This window comes from Streptomyces sp. NPDC007264, from assembly GCF_042869095.1.
Lineage (GTDB): Bacteria > Actinomycetota > Actinomycetes > Streptomycetales > Streptomycetaceae > Streptomyces.
The window spans coordinates 223,731-241,498 of record NZ_JBIAFD010000001.1 but is presented as its reverse complement, the minus strand read 5'-3'; the positions used below and the strand labels follow the sequence as shown (position 1 = coordinate 241,498).

Below are 17,768 nucleotides of genomic sequence, written 5' to 3'. Positions count from 1 at the left end.
GAAGACGACCAGAAAACCGGCCGCCCGTCACCCCGCGTAGCGACTTGGGAGCAGCCCCCGATGGCTCGACACCTCATCACCAGCGCCCTTCCGTACATCAACGGGATCAAGCACCTGGGCAACATGGTGGGGTCCATGCTCCCGGCGGACGTCCACTCCCGCTATCTGCGCCAGCGCGGCCACGACGTCCTCTACATCTGCGCGACGGACGAGCACGGCACCCCGGCCGAACTCGCGGCGAAGGAGCTGGGCCTGCCGGTCGACGAGTTCTGCGCCCAGGCGCACGACGCGCAGAAGGCGGTGTACGACGGCTTCAACCTGGCCTTCGACTACTTCGGCCGCAGCTCGTCCCCGCAGAACCGAGAGATCACGCAGGAGATCGCCCGCGAGCTCAAGGCGAACGGGTTCATCGAGGAGCGGGCCATCCGCCAGGTGTACTCCAACACCGACGGCCGCTTCCTGCCCGACCGGTACATCATCGGCACCTGCCCGCACTGCGGCTACGACAAGGCGCGCGGCGACCAGTGCGAGAACTGCACGCGGGTCCTGGACCCGACCGACCTCATCGACCCGCGCTCCGCGATCAGCGGCAGCAGCGATCTGGAGGTCCGCGAGACCAAGCACCTCTTCCTGCTGCAGTCGGCGCTGGCGGGCGAGGTCGAGGCATGGGTGGACGAGCGCGCCGACGCCTGGCCGGTGCTGGCCTCCTCGATCGCCCGCAAGTGGCTCACCGAGGGCCTGCACGACCGGGCGATCACCCGTGACCTGGACTGGGGCGTCCCGGTCCCGGCCGACGCCTGGCCGGAGCTGGCCGCCGAGGGCAAGGTCTTCTACGTCTGGTTCGACGCCCCGATCGAGTACATCGGCGCCACGAAGGAGTGGGCGGACCAGGACCCGGAGAACCGGGACTGGCGTTCGTGGTGGTGGGAGTCGGACGCGGACGTCCACTACACGCAGTTCATGGGCAAGGACAACGTGCCCTTCCACAGCGTGATGTTCCCGGCGACCCTGCTGGGCACCCGCGCGCCGTGGAAGAAGGTCGACGTCATCAAGGCGTTCAACTGGCTCAACTACTACGGCGGCAAGTTCTCCACGTCCCAGAAGCGCGGCGTCTTCACGCACGACGCGCTGGAGATCCTCCCGGCCGACTACTGGCGCTACTTCATGATGGCGAACGCGCCGGAGTCCGACGACTCCTCCTTCACCTGGGAGCACTTCACGGCCACGGTGAACAAGGACCTGGCGGACACGCTCGGCAACTTCGTCAACCGCGTGCTGTCCTTCTCCCGCAAGCGCTTCGGCGACGCGGTCCCGGAGGGCGGCGAGCCGGGCGAGGCCGAGGCGAAGCTCGGCACGGAGATCGCGCGCCTCCTCGCGGAGTACGAGGAGCACATGGAGGCCATCCAGTTCCGCAAGGCGGCGGCCGCGCTGCGCGCCCTGTGGTCGGCGGGCAACTCCTACCTGGAGGAGAAGGCCCCCTGGCTGGAGATCAAGACCAACAAGGAGGGCGCGGCCCTCACCCTGCGCACGGCGATGAACCTGATCCACCTCTACGCGGTGGTCTCGGAGCCCTTCATCCCCACCACCTCGGCGGCGATGCGCGCGGCGTTCGACCTGAAGGACGACACGGCGACGTGGGTGACGGAGCAGGAGGCGAAGTCCCTCACCACCGTCGGCCCGGGCACCCCCTTCACGGTCCCGCCGGTCCTCTTCGCCAAGCTCACGGACGAGGACCTGGAGAACTACAAGGAGCGCTTCGGCGGCACGGAGGCGTAGGGCGGCGCAGGGTGCGACCCCTCGCGCGCGCAGGCCCGGAAACACGTCGTTCCCGGGCCTGCGCCAGTCCTCGAGGGCGTCGGCAGGGGGGCTCAGGCGGTGGGCGGGTCCAGCTGCGGCTCCAGTCGCACCTCGGTCACGCTGACGCCCTCCGGAGCGCCGAACGCCTCGACCATCACGCCCAGGTAGGTACCGGTGACCTCCACGGCCAGGTGGTCGGACCCCACGCGCAGGTCGATCCTCGCCACGGGCTCGCCCGAGAAGTCCGGCATGCGGTGGATCCGCGCCGCCGGGTAGCGCAGGCTCACCAGCTTCTGCTGCATCTCCTCGTACGTGGCCGTGTCCGTGCCCGAGAACGCCCTGCCGATGCGCAGCGCGTGCCGCTCGGCGGCGCACTCCTCCTCCGCGGTCAGCGGCACCTCGTCGACCAGGACGGGCAGGGTGGAATCGGGGGGCGGCTCCGTGGCCGCGGTGCCGGCCGCGGAAGGCGCTGCCACATCGCCGGCGCTGCTGAAGACGTCCGGAGCGCAACTCTGCAGGATGAGGTCCTCCAGCTCAAGGAACCGCGTCTCCGCATCGTCGCCGCTCACCGCGGCGACGCCGACCGCGGAGGTCTGATCGGCGGTGGCGCTCTGCGCGCCGAAGCCGCCCAGGACGACGACGCCGCCGAGCACGGCCACCAGTAAGGACTTCGGGAGAAAGTTCGATCGCATGTCCGTACCATGCGGGTTGCCGATCACCGTCCGCATGAGTACCCGTACCCAGCCCACCGGGTATGAGGCGGGGTAGTCGGAGTGTTCAGAGTCCCGACGCGTGTGTCACGAAGACGGCCCAAGCGTCTGAGGTGAGCGCGAGCTGAGGGCCTCCTATGTTCTTGGAGTCACGGACGTGTACCACGCGGGGGGCAGTGGCGATCTCGATGCAGTCGTTGCCGTCACCGCTGCTGCTGTAGCTGCTCTTGAACCAGACGAGCTCAGAAGGGTCGGGGCGGGTGGAGGTGCCGATCATGTCTCTCCAAGCATCTGCTCGATGAGGGCCCGCGACTCCCGGGGCGTGAGAGCCTGCGCCCGGATCATGCCATAGCGCAGTTCGAGGATCCTGAGCTGCTTCGGCTCGGACACCGGGCGGCCGCTGAACGCGCCTTCGGAGCGCCCGACCGCCGTGCCGTCCGGAAACTTGAGCACCTCGATCAACCCGCCTGTGCCGAAGTGATCCTCGCAGTCGGTCGGCATCACCTGGATCGACACGTTCCGCAACTGTCCGAGTTCCAGGAAGCGTTCGAGTTGCCGCCGCCAGACCATTCTGCCCCCGACCGGGCGGCGCAGGGTCACCTCTTCCTGGACAAAACTGAGAGTCGGTGCTGGTGACCGCTCGAAGATCGCACGGCGGGCCATCCGAGCTGCCACCATGCGTTCCGTCTCCTCATCCGAGTAGCTCGGAAGCCATGCATCGAAGAGCGCCCGCATGTGCTCCTCGGTCTGCAACAAGCCGTGGATGTTGTGGTTGCTGTACAGCGCCGCCTCAACCGCCTGCGCCTCCAACCTGGCCAGTTCCCGAACCTTCTTCGGATACCGGACCCTCTTCACGTCCTCCCAGGTCGCCGCGATGAGCCCACCCGCCCCCAGCACCTCGTCGGCCTTGTCCAGGTACTCCTGCCGGGGAATCCGCTTCCCGGCCTCGACCTTGTAGACCAGGTCCTCCCCGTACCCGACCGCCACGGCGAAGTCGGCGGCCCGCATCCCCACCGCCTCCCGCCGCAGCCTCAACTGCCGCCCCACGGTGGTGATCACGGCCACCCCCCACTCGTCCTCCGGGTCCACCTCCCACCCCGGCTCGTCCGCCTCGCTCCCGAGCCGCCGCACCTCTCCGTCGACCGACATCCGCACCCTCCGTCGTACGCGTGCCACCGTGCCGCAACGCCGTTGCCCGTAGGCCCGGTTCAGACAGTCCGGACAGCAGCCGACAACCCCCGGACAGTCACCCTACGTATCAGCGCTGTCACTGTTCACCGTAGGCACGTGCGGCCACGCTCGGTCCCGTGAACAGCGAAAAGTCCACCCAACTTCTCTCTCCCACCGCTCATTTCAGCGTGCTCCTGTCACCCACGCCCCGCGGCGCCCGCCTCGCCCGGCTCCTCGCCACGGACTGGATGCGCACCCGCGACCTGCCGCACCGCGTCGCCGAGCTCAGCGTGAACGCCGCCACCCACGCGCGACTCCCCGGACGCGACTTCCGCCTCGCCCTCCTGCACTGCCGCGCAGCCCTCCGCATCGAGGTCACGGACACCCGCGGCGACGACCTCCCGCACCGCCGCCGGCCCGCCCCCGACGCCGAGTCCGGACGCGGCCTGCTCCTCGTCGAGGCCCTCGCCGACCGCTGGGGGGTGAAGCTCGGACCAGTTCCCCGCAAGACCGTGTGGGCGGAGCTCGACCTGCCGCAGGCGCGTACGTGATGCCCGCTCTCCCGCGCACCAAGGCCCACGGGTCCCGGAACGACGCCTTCGTGGTCGACGGCGCACCGGTCGGTGGCGGCTGGCGGCCCGTGCTGGAGGGCAACGCCACCGTCGTGTACCAGGCCGAGCTGGATCCCGCCGTACTGCTCGGTGACGGTCCTGTGGAGTCACCGGTGAAGTGAACATGGCGGAAATCGGCGCGTTCGCCGAGCTCAGCCGGGAAACATGAAGGTGTTGCACGACGCGGAAATCAACCCGACCGAGGTCTGACCACCACCGCCCTGTCTCCCCGGCTCCCGTCCGTGGCCGGGAGCCGCAGCACGACCCCGTCGCGCGGTCCCGGTCCGGCTCGCCGCCCCGGCAAAACAGGCCGCACCCGGCGTTCCGGGCCTCCGACGCTGACGCACCCGCGGGAAACCCGGGTATTGGTGGGTTCGTCCCGCTCACGCCCTCGAAAATGCCTGGTCACGGCCCCCAGGCCTGGCACGAACCCACCAATTGTCGGTCCCGGGCGGCGGCCGCGGCCCTCCGCTTCCCCGGACGGCGCATCCTCGTGCGGTACCGCAGTACCTTCAGCACCCGCCTTCCACCGACGCCGCCTCGGGCGGGGCGTAGTGGCTCAGGTAGTCCCGCAGCTCGGGCTCCAGCCCGGACAGATCGGCGCCCTGGACCGTGTACCAGATCCGGTTCTCCACCCAGAAACGGTAGGCGAACTCCTCGAACGTCGGCGCGCACCAGCCGATCGCGCGCCGGTGCGCCTCACGGTGGCGGCTCGCCTCGTCGCCGCTCTTCTCCTCCCCGTCCGCCTTCCGGGCGGCGTACTCCTCGTAGTCGACGCCGGAGAACACCACGAACGTCTCGCCCGAGGGGCGGAGGTAGAGGTACCAGAACACGCAGTCCTGCTGGTCGCGCAGGAAGCGGACGAGGCGGGCGCCGTCCTCCACCGGGCTGGGCAGCGGGTCGGATATGTCGCTCCAGCACGCGGTCACCGAGACCTGGTCCAGGCGGTCGTGCAGGTTCGCCGCCGTCTGGAAGGCCACGAAGTCGCCGGGCAGCGTGAGGCCGAGGGCGGACAGGCTCTCGGCCAGACGGCCGAGCCGGTCGGCCTGCTCCGGCTCGGGGCTGCCGACGCCGCCGAGCCAGTCGAAGGAGCCCGTGAACCTGCCGGGGTCCAGCGGCGGGACGCTCTCGTGGGGATAGACCTCGTAGGTGCCGCCGCACGGACGGAACCTGCCGAGGTCGCTGGCGTACCACGCGGCCTGGAAACCGGTCGGCGACATGGTGAGCTGCAGTTCGTTGTCGGACATGGGAGCCTCCTGGGGCCTTTGCGCTGAACCGGTGTCAGCTTGGCACCCGCCACTGACAATGCCTCGGGCTCACCGTCCCGGTCCTGCGGCCGTCGGGCCGGGCCCCCGGAGAGCGTGCGGGCGGACATCGGCCCACCGCTCGCGCGAACAGCGGAAACGGCACACGCACCGGAGCGCGACCGCGTGTGCTCCGGTGCCGTCGGCGGTCTTCCCCAAGAAACACAAGAGGGAAAGAAACCACACCGAGCCCCACCTCTCCCGCCCCCGGCGCACGCTCACTCCCGCGGGTGAACATCACCAACCGAGCTGGATGCGTCGCCGGTTGCCTGCCCTACGCTCAGCGCAACGCAGCACAACACCACGCGGCACGGCACAACCCCAGACATGCAACGGCCCTCGCCGGGACGGGCAATCCCACTGCGAGGGCCTGACCACCAAGGAAGCCAGAACCTTCCCGATGGACACCCGAAACACTAGCGTGCGCCCGCACGCCCGGTCCCGTAACGGCGGGAAAAACCACCCCTACCGGCGGACCCGGGGCACGCGTGCGGACGCGCACCCCGGCGGCGTCATCCACGACAACACCCGCCACACCACCCGCTTCACGGTGATCGGCAACCACCTCGCCCAGCACCCCGAGTTGTCCGCCCTGGCCATCGGGCCGGCGGTGCACATCCAGTCGCTGCCCGCCGGCACCCCCGTCGACATCAAGACCCTGGCCGCCCGCTTCCCCGAGGGCCCCACCCGGATCGCCGCCGCCCTGCGCGAACTGGAGACCCACGGCTACCTGCGCCGCACCCGCGAACGCACCGCCGGCGGCCGGATCGTCACCCGCACCGTCTCCTGCAACCAGCCGGGCCGCCACCACGACCCCGACCCCGACCGGGACCCCGAGCGCGGCCCCGACCGCGCCCCGTCCGAAGCGGCACCGCCCAGGCCCCCGGCCCGCCGCCCGGCCGCCGCCCCGCAGCGGCAACCCGCCCGCCGCCCGGCCGCCCTCCTGGCCCACCGCCTCACCGCCCGGCTCCCACCCCTGCCGCCGTTCCGCACCCCCGAACCGCCACCGGACGTCCCGTACCCCCTCGTGAACTGCGACGGCTGCGACCGCGCCTTCCGCGGGCCCGTCGGCGGTCGCTGCCACGACTGCCGATCCCTTCCTCCGGAGGCCGCCTAGCATGAACGTGACGATCCTTGCCCCCGGGCACAAACGAGGAGCGAGCGCCATGACCATCGCCTCGGACGGCGCGCAGCAGGGCGCCCCCCGCCGCTACCGAGCCATGAGGGACTTCCTCCAGTCCATGGACGACACCCTCCCCGGCAAGTTCGAGATCACCAAAGAAGGGATCGTCCACGACATGATGTCGCCCGTCGGCCGCCATGAGCTGACCGCACTGCGGCTCCGGAAGCGCCTGGAGAAGGCGATGCCGGAAGAGATCGTGGCCCACACGGGTGAACCCGACGTGGAGGACGAACCCGAAGGCGTCATGCGCCGCCCCGACATCATGGTGATCGCCGAAGCGGACATGGACGTCGAGGGATCCATCGATCCGCGTACGATCGTCGCCGCCGTCGAGGTCGTCTCCCGCTCCAACCCGGACAACGACTGGGTCACCAAGATGCGGGACTACCCCCTGATGGGCGTCCCCGTCTACGCGGTCTTCGACCCCCGCACCGGCACCGGCACCGTCCTCACCGACATCCACGCCACCCCCGACGGCCCCCGCTACGCCACGCGCAAGGACTTCGTCTACGGCGAGGACGTCACCATCGCCGACTGGACCATCTCCACCAAGGACCTGCCGCGCTACGAAAGCGAGACCGACGAGCAGCCATGAGCCCCGCCAGTCGGCCTTCCTGTCCCACCGCCCCGGCGTACGGCCTCCATCTCCGCCGTCGCTACCTCCGCCTCGCGGCGCACTGGCCCTGGACCGACGTGATCACCGATGGCGGTCACACGAAAAGCGACCCGGAACCGACCGTCGGTTCCGGGCCACCCCTGTTGCCGGGGCCGACGTCTCGTCCACCGCGCCGACGCACCCGTCCGACGGTCAGAAAATCATTTCCACGGATCCGGAATTCGGCACGGGCTGGATGGGTGAATCGCAGCACCCGGCATCAGGAAGCCGGGCTTCGGAAGGGACCCTGGAATATCGTCCCGGTATGGCCGAAGTTCTGCACAATCCTACCATCGGGCAGCTTCAAGAGCGTGCACATGGGGACGGACATGATTACACGAAAGGGTCCCCGCATATCCGGCATCACCAAATTCGTGAGCGCGTGATTTCGGGTGTGCACGCCCTCGTGGGCGAGGTCATCGAGCGGAACGGCCGGTGCCGGGTGCTCGAGGTCGGCGCCGGTCACGGGACCTTCACCGACCACCTGGTGGCGGCCGGGGCGGAGGTCCAGGTGACAGAGATGAGCGCTCCCAGCGCGGCCGTCCTTCGGCACCGGTTCCGCAACAACCCCCGGGTCACCGTCCTGCACGACCCCGACGGCAAGGAGATCTTCCGCTCGGAACCGCTCGATGCGGTGGTCTGCATCTCGGTGCTGCACCATGTCCCGGATTACCTGGGCGCCGTCAGGCATTCCATTGAGCGCATTGCCGCGGGGGGGGCCTTCTTCAGCATTCAGGACCCTTTGTGGTATCCGCGCAGGTCCGGGCTCTCCATGAACCTGGATCGCGGCGCATATTTGCTGTGGCGGCTCGGCCAGGGCGAATGGCGCCGCGGTCTGGCCACACGGGTACGTCGACTGCGCGGTCGCTACGACGAGAGCAACGAGGCGGACATGTCGGAGTACCACGTCGTCCGGAACGGGGTGGACGAGGTGGCTCTGCACGCCCTGCTTCAAGCGGCCTTCCACGAGGTGGAGTTGCAGAGTTACTGGTCGACGCAGGCGGGGGCGCTGCAGACGCTGGGGGAACGCTTCGCTCCCCCGACCACCTTCGGGCTGCTCGCACGAAACCGCCGTTGAACAGCGGAGGGCGGCCCGGAAGCGATGCCGGTCCCGGGCCGCCCTCTGCTGTTCTCCGGTAGGCGCGCCTACTTCGGCTGCGGCTTGCGCACCGACAGGTGCAGTTCCCTCAGGCGCTCCTCCGGCAGCTCCGTCGGGGCGCCCATCATCAGGTCCTGGGCGTTGCCGTTGAGCGGGAAGGCGATCGTCTCGCGGATGTTCGGCTCGTCGGCCAGGAGCATCACGATGCGGTCGATGCCCGGCGCGATGCCGCCGTGCGGCGGGGCGCCGAAGCGCAGGGCGCGGAGCATGCCCGCGAACTCGCGCTCCACCGTCTCGTTGTCGTAGCCGGCGATGTTGAACGCCTTGAGCATGATGTCCGGCTCGTGGTTCCGGATGGCACCGGAGGACAGCTCCACGCCGTTGCAGACGATGTCGTACTGCCAGGCCAGGATGTCCAGCGGGTCCTGCGTCCGCAGGGCCTCCATGCCGCCCTGCGGCATCGAGAAGGGGTTGTGCGAGAAGTCGATCTTCCCCGTGTCCTCGTCCTTCTCGAACATCGGGAAGTCGACGATCCAGCAGAAGCGGAAGACGCCCTCCTCGAAGTGGCCGGCCCGCTTGGCCGCCTCCACCCGGACCGCGCCCATGATCTTCGAGACCTCGTCGAACCCGCCCGCGCCGAAGAACACCGCGTGACCGGCGGCGAGGGACAGCCGCTTCGTCAGCTCCGCGACGTTCTCCTCCGTCAGGAACTTCGCGATCGGGCCGCTCAGCGCGCCGTCCTCGCCGACCCTCACCCACGCGAGGCCCTTCGCGCCCTGCTCCACCGCGTACTCGCCGAGCTGGTCGAAGAACCGGCGGGGCTGCGACGCGGTGTCCGGCACCGGCAGGGCCCGTACGTGCCTGCCCGCGAACGCCTTGAACTCCGAGCCGTCGAAGACGTCGGTGACGTCGACCAGCTCCAGCTGGGCCCGCAGGTCCGGCTTGTCCGAGCCGTACTTGAGCATCGCCTCGCGGAAGGGGACGCGGGGGAAGGGGGACGTGACATGACGGCCGCCCCCGAACTCCTCGAAGATCTCCGTCATCAGCCGCTCGATCGGCTGGAACACGTCCTCCTGCTCGACGAAGGACAGCTCCACGTCGAGCTGGTAGAACTCGCCCGGCGAACGGTCCGCGCGGGCGTCCTCGTCGCGGAAGCAGGGCGCGATCTGGAAGTAGCGGTCGAAGCCGGAGATCATCAGCAGCTGCTTGAACTGCTGCGGGGCCTGCGGCAGCGCATAGAACTTGCCCGCGTTCAGCCGGGAGGGGACCACGAAGTCGCGGGCGCCCTCCGGGGACGTCGCCGTCAGGATCGGGGTCGCCATCTCGTTGAAGCCCATCGCCGCCATCTTGTGGCGGATCGCCGAGATCACGGCCGTGCGCAGCATGATGTTGCGGTGCATGCGCTCGCGGCGCAGGTCGAGGAAGCGGTACTCGAGGCGCCGCTCCTCGTTCACCCCGTCCTCGGTGTTGATCGTGAAGGGGAGCGGGGCGGCCGCGCCGAGCAGCTCGACCTCGCCCACCAGGATCTCGATCTCGCCCGTGGGCAGGTCCGGGTTCACGTTGTCGGCGCCGCGGGAGACGACCTTGCCGTCGACGCGGACGGTGGACTCCTTGGAGACGGCGTCCAGCGCCTCGTAGGCGGCCGTGCCGGGGTGGGCGACCAACTGGGTGATGCCGTAGTGGTCGCGCAGATCGATGAAGAGGATGCCGCCCAGGTCGCGCCGATTGTGCAGCCAGCCGCTCAGCCGGACGTCGCTGCCGACGTCAGAGGCGCGGAGCTCGCCGCAGGTGTGGGACCTGTACCGATGCATCGTCGTTCATCCAGTCTTCGCGGATCGGGGTTTGTCCGGGGTCGCTCACCCCGGTGCGCCCGGGCGGGCACGGCCCGGACCTACCAAGCGTACCGGCCGCCCCAAGATCGCCTCCCCACCATTTCGGCGGAGCTCCTCTCCTCTCGACGGGGCTCCACTATCGTGGTCAACAGGTTCGAATTGGTACTTTTCTCACCTTCAGTGGCACGCCTCGATCACCTCTTCTTACAGTGGGACAATGCGCACTGGTGAGCCCCTGCCCGCCGTGGGGGACGTCCTGGCCACGCTCGCGACCGGGGTGTGGCGCTGGGACCACGCCGCCGGACTCGTCACCCTGGACGCCGAGGCCGCACGGCTGCTGGGGCTGCCCCCGGAGGCGACGACGCTCACGGAGGCGGGGCTGCGGGCCCGGTTCCACCCCGTCGACTGGAACGAGGTCGACGGGGTCGTCCAGCTCGCCCTGGCCGAGGGCACCATCGCCGAGATCCGGATGCGGATCATGGACGCGCACGGGCGCGTGGTCCGTACCGTACGCAGCCGCTCCAAGCCGTCGATGGACCCGCAGACCGGGGCGTATGTGCTGGTCGGGACGCTCCAGGAGGTCACCGAGCCCTCCCCGGACGCCGCCGCGCGCGCCCCGGTCACCGGCGACTGGCGCCGCTCCCGGGAGGCGTTCCTGCTGGACGCGGGGCGCGCGCTGGCCGAGGCGCGTTCCACGGCCGAGGTGCTGCGGGTGGCGGCGGGGCTGTCCATGCCCGGCTTCTCGCCGGACGGCCTCGCGGTCTTCGGGGCCGACGGCGACCGGCTGACGGTCATCGGCCACCACGGCCAGAAGCCGGGCGAGGAGGGTCCCTTCACACACATGTCGCTGGACACGGACTACCCGGCCGCCGAGGTCGTCCGCACCGGCCGCGCCGTGTACCTGTCCTCGCCCATGGAGTACAAGGCCCGTTACCCGGTCTCCTGGCCGCTCGCCGCGCACTTCGGCCGGCAGTCCTGGGCGTTCCTGCCGCTCACGGCGTCGGGCCGCACGATGGGCGCGTGGATGGCGGCCTTCACCTACCCGGTCACCTTCACGCCCGACGAGCGCTCCGTGCTGACCACGGTCGCCCGGATGCTCGCCCAGGCCCTGTCCCGGGCCACCACCGCCGAGACGGAGCGGGAGCTGACGGAGGGGCTCCAGCGCTCGATGCTGCCCGTGCTCGGCCCGGAGATCCCCGGCATGACCGTGGCCGCGCGCTACATACCGACCGGCGGCGGGCTCCAGGTGGGCGGCGACTGGTACGACATGATCCAGCTGCCGGGAGGGGGCCGCTTCGCGCTCACCATCGGCGACGTGCAGGGACACGACGTGCGCGCCGCGGGCCTCATGGGCCAGCTGCGGATAGCCCTGCGGGCGTACGCCGCGGAGGGCCACCCCCCGGACGCGGTCCTCTCCCGCGCCTCACGCTTCCTGCACGGCATGACCTACGGCGCGGACGGCGGCGACCTGCGCTTCGCGACCTGCCTGTACGCCGAGGTGGACCCGGCGGCCGGCACGCTGGAGATCGCCCGCGCGGGCCACCCCGACCCCGCGATCCGCATGGCGGACCGGACCGTGCTGCTGCGGCCGACCGCGGGCGGGCTGCCGCTCGGCATCGACCCGGACGCGGACTATCCGACCACCCGGCTCCTCCTGGAGCCCGGCGAGACCATGCTGATCTGCACGGACGGCCTGATCGAGACAGGCGGGCACGACCTGGACACCGGCTGGCGGCGGATCCGCCGGATCCTGGAGGAGCACGACGGCGACATCGAGGAACTGGCCGACGCACTGGTCCAGGCCGTGCACGGACCCTCTTCGCACCACGCCACCGGGCCGCTGACCGACCGGCGCGAGGACGACATAGCCCTGCTGCTGCTCAGCCGGTCGGGCGAGCCGGCCGGCGGCACGGTCACCCCCGTGCGCCCGGCCGTGCGCCGCCTGGCCCTGACCGTCGCGCAGGCCGAGCCCGAGCGCATCGCCGGTGCCCGGCAGCAGGTGCGCGAGCTGCTGCACGACTGGTCCTCCGAGGACCAGCTGGACTCGGCGGTGCTCCTGGTCTCCGAGGTGCTCACGAACGTCCTCGTCCACACCGACACCGACGCGCTCCTCGTCGCCGAGGTCGCCGGCGAGCCCAGCGGCATGGACGGCGAGGGCGGGCGCCGGCTGCGCGTGGAGGTCACGGACGCGAGCGACGACCTCCCCCACAAGCGGCGGCCGGGCGAGCTCGCCTCCTCCGGGCGCGGGCTGATCCTCGTCGAGCTGCTCGCGGACGCCTGGGGCGTGGAACCGCGGGGCGAGGGCAAGAGCATCTGGTTCGAGCTGCACGAGGAACCCCCGAAGAGGGAGCCCGAGGACGACCTGCGCATGGCTGCCGTGCAGCTGCGATGAGAGGCTCCGGCCCGCCCCACACCTCTGCCGGCGCCCCCTCCTCGCGCCCTCCGGCCCGCCTCACGCGCCCGGCGGCTCCCCCTCCGCCCACGACTCCGGCCCGCCTCACGCGCCCGGCGGCTCTCCCTCCGCGCGCGACTGCGGCCGCGCCGCGCCCTCCCCGTCGCCGGTCCCGTACCGCACCCGCACCTCGTGCGCGACGCCGAACGCCGCCGCCGTCAGCGGCACCGCCAGCAGCATGCCGAGGATCCCGGCGACCGACGCCCCCGCCGTGAGCGCCAGCAACACGGCCGCCGGGTGCATCTGCACGGTCCGGCTCTGCACCATCGGCTGCAGCACGTGCCCTTCCAGGACCTGCACGGCGACCACCACCCCGAGCGCCCACAGCGCGATGACGAACCCGCGGTCCGCCAAGGCAACCAGGACCGCCACCGCGCCGGAGATGAAGGCGCCGAGGTAGGGGATGTAGGCGCCGACGAACACGATGGCGCCGAGCCCCACCGCGCCCGGGACGCGCAGGATCAGCAGTCCCACGGCGATGCAGGTCGCGTCGATCAGGGCGATGAGCGTGGTCCCGCGCATGAACCCCTCGACCGCCGCGAAGGCGCGCCGCGCCATGATCTCCACGGTGTCGGCGGTGCCGCGCGGGGCGAGGGAGCGCAGCACGTCCGCGGCCCGGTGGGAGTCGCGCAGGAAGAAGAAGACGAGCAGCAGGGCCAGCACGGCCATGGCGACGGTCTCGCCCACGACGCTGACCCCGCTGATGACGTTGGAGGCGGCGGTCCCGCCGAACCTGCCGAGCAACTGCCTGGAGTTGGAGGCCAGGTCGTCCAGCGAGGTGCCGGCCGCCCCGAAGTGCTCCGCGAGGGACGTCGCGGCCCGTTTGAGCGAGGAGACGATCTGGTCGCCGTTGTCGACGAGCGCGGCGACCACGATGTACACGGCCCCGCCGACGACGGCCACGACGGCGATGCAGGTGACCCCGGCGGCGAGCGACCGGTGCACCCCGACCCGTACCAGCCGCCGGTGCAGCGGTCCGAGGAGCGCCGTCCCGAGCAGCGCGAGCAGCACGGGCACGACGGCCGTGCGCAACTGTCCGCACAGCCGGATCGCGACCCAGCCGACCCCCGCCACCAGCAGGACGACGACGCACCAGGCGGCAAGCCGGCGTACGGGGTCGGGGAGGAGCTGCACGCCTCCAGCCGACCACGCCGGGGGCGTGCTGTCCTGCGCGGACGGCCCGCCCGGGTGACACAGTGTCAGCACCCGGCGACCCCCGGCGGCCCCGGCGACCCCCGGCGGCCCCGGCGGCCCCGGCGATCCCCGGCGGCCCCGGTCAGGCGTCCTGGGGGCCGCCCTCGGTCATCCCGTGGACCGCGGGGACGGTCCCCATCCGGCCCTTCTGGAAGTCCTCGAACGCCTGCTGGAGCTCCTCTTGGGTGTTCATCACGAACGGGCCGTAGTGCGCCATCGGTTCACGGATCGGCTGTCCGCCCAGCAGCAGGACCTCCAGGTCCGGCGTGTGGGAGTCCTGCTTGTCGTCCGCCCGGACGGTCAGCGACGATCCGGCGCCGAACACGGCGGTCTGGCCGACGTGGACCGGGCGCCGCCCGGTGCCCACGCTGCCGCGGCCGGCCAGGACGTACGCCAGGCCGTTGAAGTCCTCGCGCCAGGGCAGCGTGACCTCCGCGCCCGGCGCCACCGTGGCGTGGACCAGGGTGATCGGCGTGTGCGTGATGCCGGGGCCCTTGTGACCGTCCAGCTCACCGGCGATGACGCGCAGCAGCGCGCCGCCGTCGGGCGTGGTCAGCAGCTGGACCTGGCCACCGCGGATGTCCTGGTAGCGCGGGGCCATCATCTTGTCCTCGGCGGGGAGGTTGACCCAGAGCTGGATGCCGTGGAAGAGGCCGCCGGACATCACGAGCGACTCCGGCGGGGCCTCGATGTGCAGCAGTCCCGAGCCCGCGGTCATCCACTGGGTGTCGCCGTTGGTGATGGTGCCGCCGCCGCCGTGGCTGTCCTGGTGGTCGAAGATCCCGTCGATGATGTAGGTGACGGTCTCGAAGCCACGGTGGGGGTGCCAGGGGGTGCCCTTCGGCTCGCCCGGCGCGTACTCCACCTCGCCCATCTGGTCCATCATGATGAACGGGTCGAGGTGGCGGTAGTGGATCCCGGCGAACGCGCGGCGGACCGGGAAGCCCTCGCCCTCGAAGCCGCTGGGCGCGGTCGTGACACCGAGCACGGGACGGGCCACGGCGTCGGCCGGCGCTGCCACACGGGGAAGGGTCAGCGGGTTCTCGACGGTCACTGCAGGCATGTCGGTACCTCCTTGTGCTCCCACATTAGTTGACGGTTGAACTTTCTGCCACCTCGGAACACAGAAAGCCCGGAGGGCATTCCCTCCGGGCTTCGACCGCGCCCGCACGGGGCGCGTGGTGGCGTACCGGGCCGCACAGGGGCGTCTAGTGCCGTGACCGCGACAGCCTTACCCTCGCCGCATCGCGTGACCGCACTAGCCGTACATCCGCCGCATCGCGAACTCGACCATCTGTTCGACCGCCTTCGCGTCGAACACCATCCGGTGCTCCCCCTCCATGTCCAGGACGAACCCGTACCCGGTCGGCAGCAGGTCGATCACCTCGGCTCCGGTGATCACGAAGTACTTGGACTCCTTGCCCGCGTACCGGCGCAGCTCCTTGAGCGTGGTGAACATCGGGATCACGGGCTGCTGGGTGTTGTGCAGCGCGAGGAAGCCGGGGGTGTCGCCGCGGGGGCAGTACACCTTGGACGTGGCGAAGATCTGCTGGAAGTCCTCGGCCGACATCGACCCCGTGGTGAAGGCGCGGACCGCGTCCGCGAGCGACGGCGGCGACGGCTCGGGGTAGAGCGGCGGCTGCTGACCGTAACCGCCGGGCATCTGATCGCCCGGCATCGCCCCGGGCATCTGCTGCTGCGGCTGGGCGTACTGCTGCGCACCCGTGTTCTGGTAGCCGTACATGCCCTAAAGAGTAGTGGGCCACATATGGGCCATCAGGGGTTGATTCTTATTACCGACGGGTAGCATCATCGGAGCTACTTGTTGGTACGTCAACATGCGAGGAGTCAGTGCCTCGCCGATCCCTCTACGGAGCCGTCGCCATGGGGCACTACAAGTCGAATCTCCGCGACATCGAGTTCAACCTCTTCGAGGTGCTCGGGCGCGACACGCTGTACGGCACCGGCCCGTTCGCGGAGATGGACACGGACACCGCCAAGAGCATCCTCGAGGAGCTCGCCCGCCTCGCGGAGAACGAGCTGGCCGAGTCCTTCGCGGACGCCGACCGCAACCCTCCGGTCTTCGACCCCGAGACGAACACCGCGCCGATGCCGGAGTCCTTCAAGAAGAGCTACAAGGCCTTCATGGACTCCGAGTACTGGCGCCTCGGCCTGCCCGAGGAGGTCGGCGGGACCACCGCGCCGCCGTCCCTGATCTGGGCCTACGCCGAACTGATCCTCGGCTCGAACCCGGCCATCTGGATGTACTCGTCCGGCCCGGCGTTCGCCCGCATCCTCTTCGACGAGGGCAACGATGTCCAGAGGAAGATCGCCGAGATAGCCGTCGAGAAGACCTGGGGCTCCACCATGGTGCTCACCGAGCCGGACGCCGGCTCGGACGTCGGTGCCGGGCGCACCAGGGCGATCCGGCAGGAGGACGGCTCCTGGCACATCGAGGGCGTGAAGCGCTTCATCACCTCCGGCGAGCACGACATGGAGGAGAACATCCTCCACTACGTGCTGGCGCGCCCCGAGGGCGCCGGCCCCGGCACCAAGGGCCTGTCCCTGTTCCTCGTCCCGAAGTACCTCTTCGACTTCGAGACCGGCGAGCTGGGCGAGCGCAACGGCGTGTACGCCACGAACGTCGAGCACAAGATGGGCCTGAAGGCGTCCAACACCTGCGAGATGACCTTCGGCGACCGCCACCCGGCCAAGGGCTGGCTGATCGGCGACAAGCACGACGGCATCCGCCAGATGTTCCGCATCATCGAGTTCGCCCGCATGATGGTCGGCACGAAGGCGATCTCCACGCTGTCCACCGGCTACCTGAACGCGCTGGAGTACGCGAAGGAGCGCGTCCAGGGTCCGGATCTGGCCAACTTCATGGACAAGACCGCGCCCAAGGTCACCATCACGCACCACCCCGACGTGCGCCGCTCCCTGATGACGCAGAAGGCGTACGCCGAGGGCATGCGCGCCCTCGTCCTCTACACCGCCTCCGTCCAGGACACCATCGCGGTCAAGGAGGCGACCGGCGAGGACGCCTCCACCGAGCACGCCCTCAACGACCTGCTCCTGCCGATCGTCAAGGGCTACGGCTCCGAGAAGGGCTACGAGCAGCTCGCCCAGTCGCTGCAGACCTTCGGCGGCTCCGGCTTCCTGCAGGAGTACCCGATCGAGCAGTACATCCGCGACGCCAAGATCGACACCCTGTACGAGGGCACCACCGCGATCCAGGGCCAGGACTTCTTCTTCCGGAAGATCGTCCGCAACCAGGGCGCCGCGCTGAACTCGCTCGCGGAGGACATCAAGAAGTTCCTGGCGCTCGGCACCGGCGGCGAGGAGCTGGCCGCGGCCCGCGAGCACCTGGCCAAGGCGGCCGTGGAGCTGGAGGCCATCGTCGGCCTGATGCTGACCGACCTCGCCGCCACCGAGCAGGACGTCAAGAACATCTACAAGGTGGGCCTGAACACCACCCGCCTGCTGCTGGCCTCCGGAGACGTGGTCGTCGGCTACCTGCTGCTGAAGGGCGCCGCGGTCGCCGCCGAGAAGCTGGCGACGGCCTCCGCCAAGACCGTGCCTTCCAAGGACGTGGCGTTCTACCAGGGCAAGATCGCGGCCGCGAAGTTCTTCGCGGCCAACGTCCTGCCGGGTGTCACCCTGGCCCGCAAGGTGTCCGAGGGTGTGGACCTGGACCTCATGGAGCTGGACGAGGCCGCCTTCTAGGCCCCTCCGTCCGGTTGGCCCAACCTCCACATCCC

Annotated in this window: 16 protein-coding genes; 8 read left to right on the top strand and 8 right to left on the bottom strand. The window is 70.3% G+C overall.

Annotated features, from left to right (window positions below; genetic code table 11):
* The first annotated feature begins 60 nt into the window (after positions 1 to 60).
* Positions 61 to 1,776, top strand: a complete 1,716-nt coding sequence (metG, locus tag ACFYMU_RS01135; RefSeq protein ID WP_388366401.1) for a methionine--tRNA ligase — start codon at positions 61 to 63, stop codon at positions 1,774 to 1,776.
* A 92-nt stretch (positions 1,777 to 1,868) separates the two neighbouring features.
* Here the strand turns inward: metG and ACFYMU_RS01130 are convergent, their stop codons facing one another.
* From ACFYMU_RS01130 to ACFYMU_RS01120, 3 genes are all read right to left on the bottom strand, one after another.
* On the bottom strand, positions 1,869 to 2,489 hold the full coding sequence (locus ACFYMU_RS01130; protein ID WP_388366399.1) for a hypothetical protein: 621 nt from the start codon (positions 2,487 to 2,489) through the stop codon (positions 1,869 to 1,871).
* Positions 2,490 to 2,574: 85 nt separating this feature from the next.
* Positions 2,575 to 2,784, bottom strand: a complete 210-nt coding sequence (locus tag ACFYMU_RS01125) for a DUF397 domain-containing protein (RefSeq protein WP_388366397.1) — start codon at positions 2,782 to 2,784, stop codon at positions 2,575 to 2,577.
* Entirely contained in the window at positions 2,781 to 3,656 is an 876-nt protein-coding gene (locus ACFYMU_RS01120; protein ID WP_388366395.1) for a helix-turn-helix domain-containing protein, read from the bottom strand. Before ACFYMU_RS01120 ends, ACFYMU_RS01125 begins: the two co-directional genes overlap by 4 nt.
* A gap of 158 nt (positions 3,657 to 3,814) precedes the next feature.
* Between ACFYMU_RS01120 and ACFYMU_RS01115 the strand changes: the two genes are divergently transcribed.
* The gene (locus ACFYMU_RS01115) at positions 3,815 to 4,228 is read left to right on the top strand and encodes an ATP-binding protein (RefSeq protein ID WP_388366393.1); all 414 of its coding nucleotides are present in this window, start codon (positions 3,815 to 3,817) and stop codon (positions 4,226 to 4,228) included.
* The gene (locus ACFYMU_RS01110) at positions 4,228 to 4,410 is read left to right on the top strand and encodes a hypothetical protein (RefSeq protein ID WP_388366391.1); all 183 of its coding nucleotides are present in this window, start codon (positions 4,228 to 4,230) and stop codon (positions 4,408 to 4,410) included. Before ACFYMU_RS01115 ends, ACFYMU_RS01110 begins: the two co-directional genes overlap by 1 nt.
* Positions 4,411 to 4,800: 390 nt before the next feature.
* On the opposite strand, the gene ACFYMU_RS01105 is transcribed toward ACFYMU_RS01110, so the two are convergent.
* The gene (locus tag ACFYMU_RS01105) at positions 4,801 to 5,535 is read right to left on the bottom strand and encodes a hypothetical protein (RefSeq protein WP_388366389.1); all 735 of its coding nucleotides are present in this window, start codon (positions 5,533 to 5,535) and stop codon (positions 4,801 to 4,803) included.
* A 457-nt stretch (positions 5,536 to 5,992) separates the two neighbouring features.
* Between ACFYMU_RS01105 and ACFYMU_RS01100 the strand changes: the two genes are divergently transcribed.
* The 3 genes from ACFYMU_RS01100 to ACFYMU_RS01090 all read left to right on the top strand — a co-directional run bounded on the left by ACFYMU_RS01100 (position 5,993) and on the right by ACFYMU_RS01090 (position 8,508).
* On the top strand, positions 5,993 to 6,709 hold the full coding sequence (locus tag ACFYMU_RS01100; protein WP_388366387.1) for a helix-turn-helix domain-containing protein: 717 nt from the start codon (positions 5,993 to 5,995) through the stop codon (positions 6,707 to 6,709).
* A 49-nt stretch (positions 6,710 to 6,758) separates the two neighbouring features.
* On the top strand, positions 6,759 to 7,370 hold the full coding sequence (locus ACFYMU_RS01095) for a Uma2 family endonuclease (RefSeq protein ID WP_388366385.1): 612 nt from the start codon (positions 6,759 to 6,761) through the stop codon (positions 7,368 to 7,370).
* 325 nt (positions 7,371 to 7,695) lie between these two features.
* The gene (locus tag ACFYMU_RS01090; RefSeq protein ID WP_388366383.1) at positions 7,696 to 8,508 is read left to right on the top strand and encodes a class I SAM-dependent methyltransferase; all 813 of its coding nucleotides are present in this window, start codon (positions 7,696 to 7,698) and stop codon (positions 8,506 to 8,508) included.
* A 68-nt stretch (positions 8,509 to 8,576) separates the two neighbouring features.
* On the opposite strand, the gene aspS is transcribed toward ACFYMU_RS01090, so the two are convergent.
* Positions 8,577 to 10,340 carry an aspartate--tRNA ligase gene (aspS, locus tag ACFYMU_RS01085; RefSeq protein WP_388366381.1) on the bottom strand — a complete coding sequence of 588 codons (1,764 nt, stop codon included), beginning with the start codon at positions 10,338 to 10,340 and terminating at the stop codon, positions 8,577 to 8,579.
* Between the two features lie 238 nt (positions 10,341 to 10,578).
* On the opposite strand from aspS, the gene ACFYMU_RS01080 reads away from it, so the two are divergent.
* Complete coding sequence (locus ACFYMU_RS01080) at positions 10,579 to 12,753, top strand: SpoIIE family protein phosphatase (RefSeq protein ID WP_388366379.1); 2,175 nt, start codon at positions 10,579 to 10,581, stop codon at positions 12,751 to 12,753.
* Positions 12,754 to 12,858: 105 nt separating this feature from the next.
* On the opposite strand, the gene ACFYMU_RS01075 is transcribed toward ACFYMU_RS01080, so the two are convergent.
* From ACFYMU_RS01075 to ACFYMU_RS01065, 3 genes are all read right to left on the bottom strand, one after another.
* Positions 12,859 to 13,947: an AI-2E family transporter gene (locus tag ACFYMU_RS01075; RefSeq protein WP_388366377.1), complete on the bottom strand. Its 1,089-nt coding sequence runs from the start codon at positions 13,945 to 13,947 to the stop codon at positions 12,859 to 12,861.
* A 142-nt stretch (positions 13,948 to 14,089) separates the two neighbouring features.
* Positions 14,090 to 15,070: a pirin family protein gene (locus tag ACFYMU_RS01070; RefSeq protein ID WP_388366376.1), complete on the bottom strand. Its 981-nt coding sequence runs from the start codon at positions 15,068 to 15,070 to the stop codon at positions 14,090 to 14,092.
* A gap of 195 nt (positions 15,071 to 15,265) precedes the next feature.
* Positions 15,266 to 15,751: an SseB family protein gene (locus tag ACFYMU_RS01065; RefSeq protein ID WP_388366375.1), complete on the bottom strand. Its 486-nt coding sequence runs from the start codon at positions 15,749 to 15,751 to the stop codon at positions 15,266 to 15,268.
* Between the two features lie 140 nt (positions 15,752 to 15,891).
* On the opposite strand from ACFYMU_RS01065, the gene ACFYMU_RS01060 reads away from it, so the two are divergent.
* On the top strand, positions 15,892 to 17,733 hold the full coding sequence (locus ACFYMU_RS01060; RefSeq protein ID WP_388366941.1) for an acyl-CoA dehydrogenase: 1,842 nt from the start codon (positions 15,892 to 15,894) through the stop codon (positions 17,731 to 17,733).
* The last annotated feature ends 35 nt before the right edge of the window (positions 17,734 to 17,768 follow it).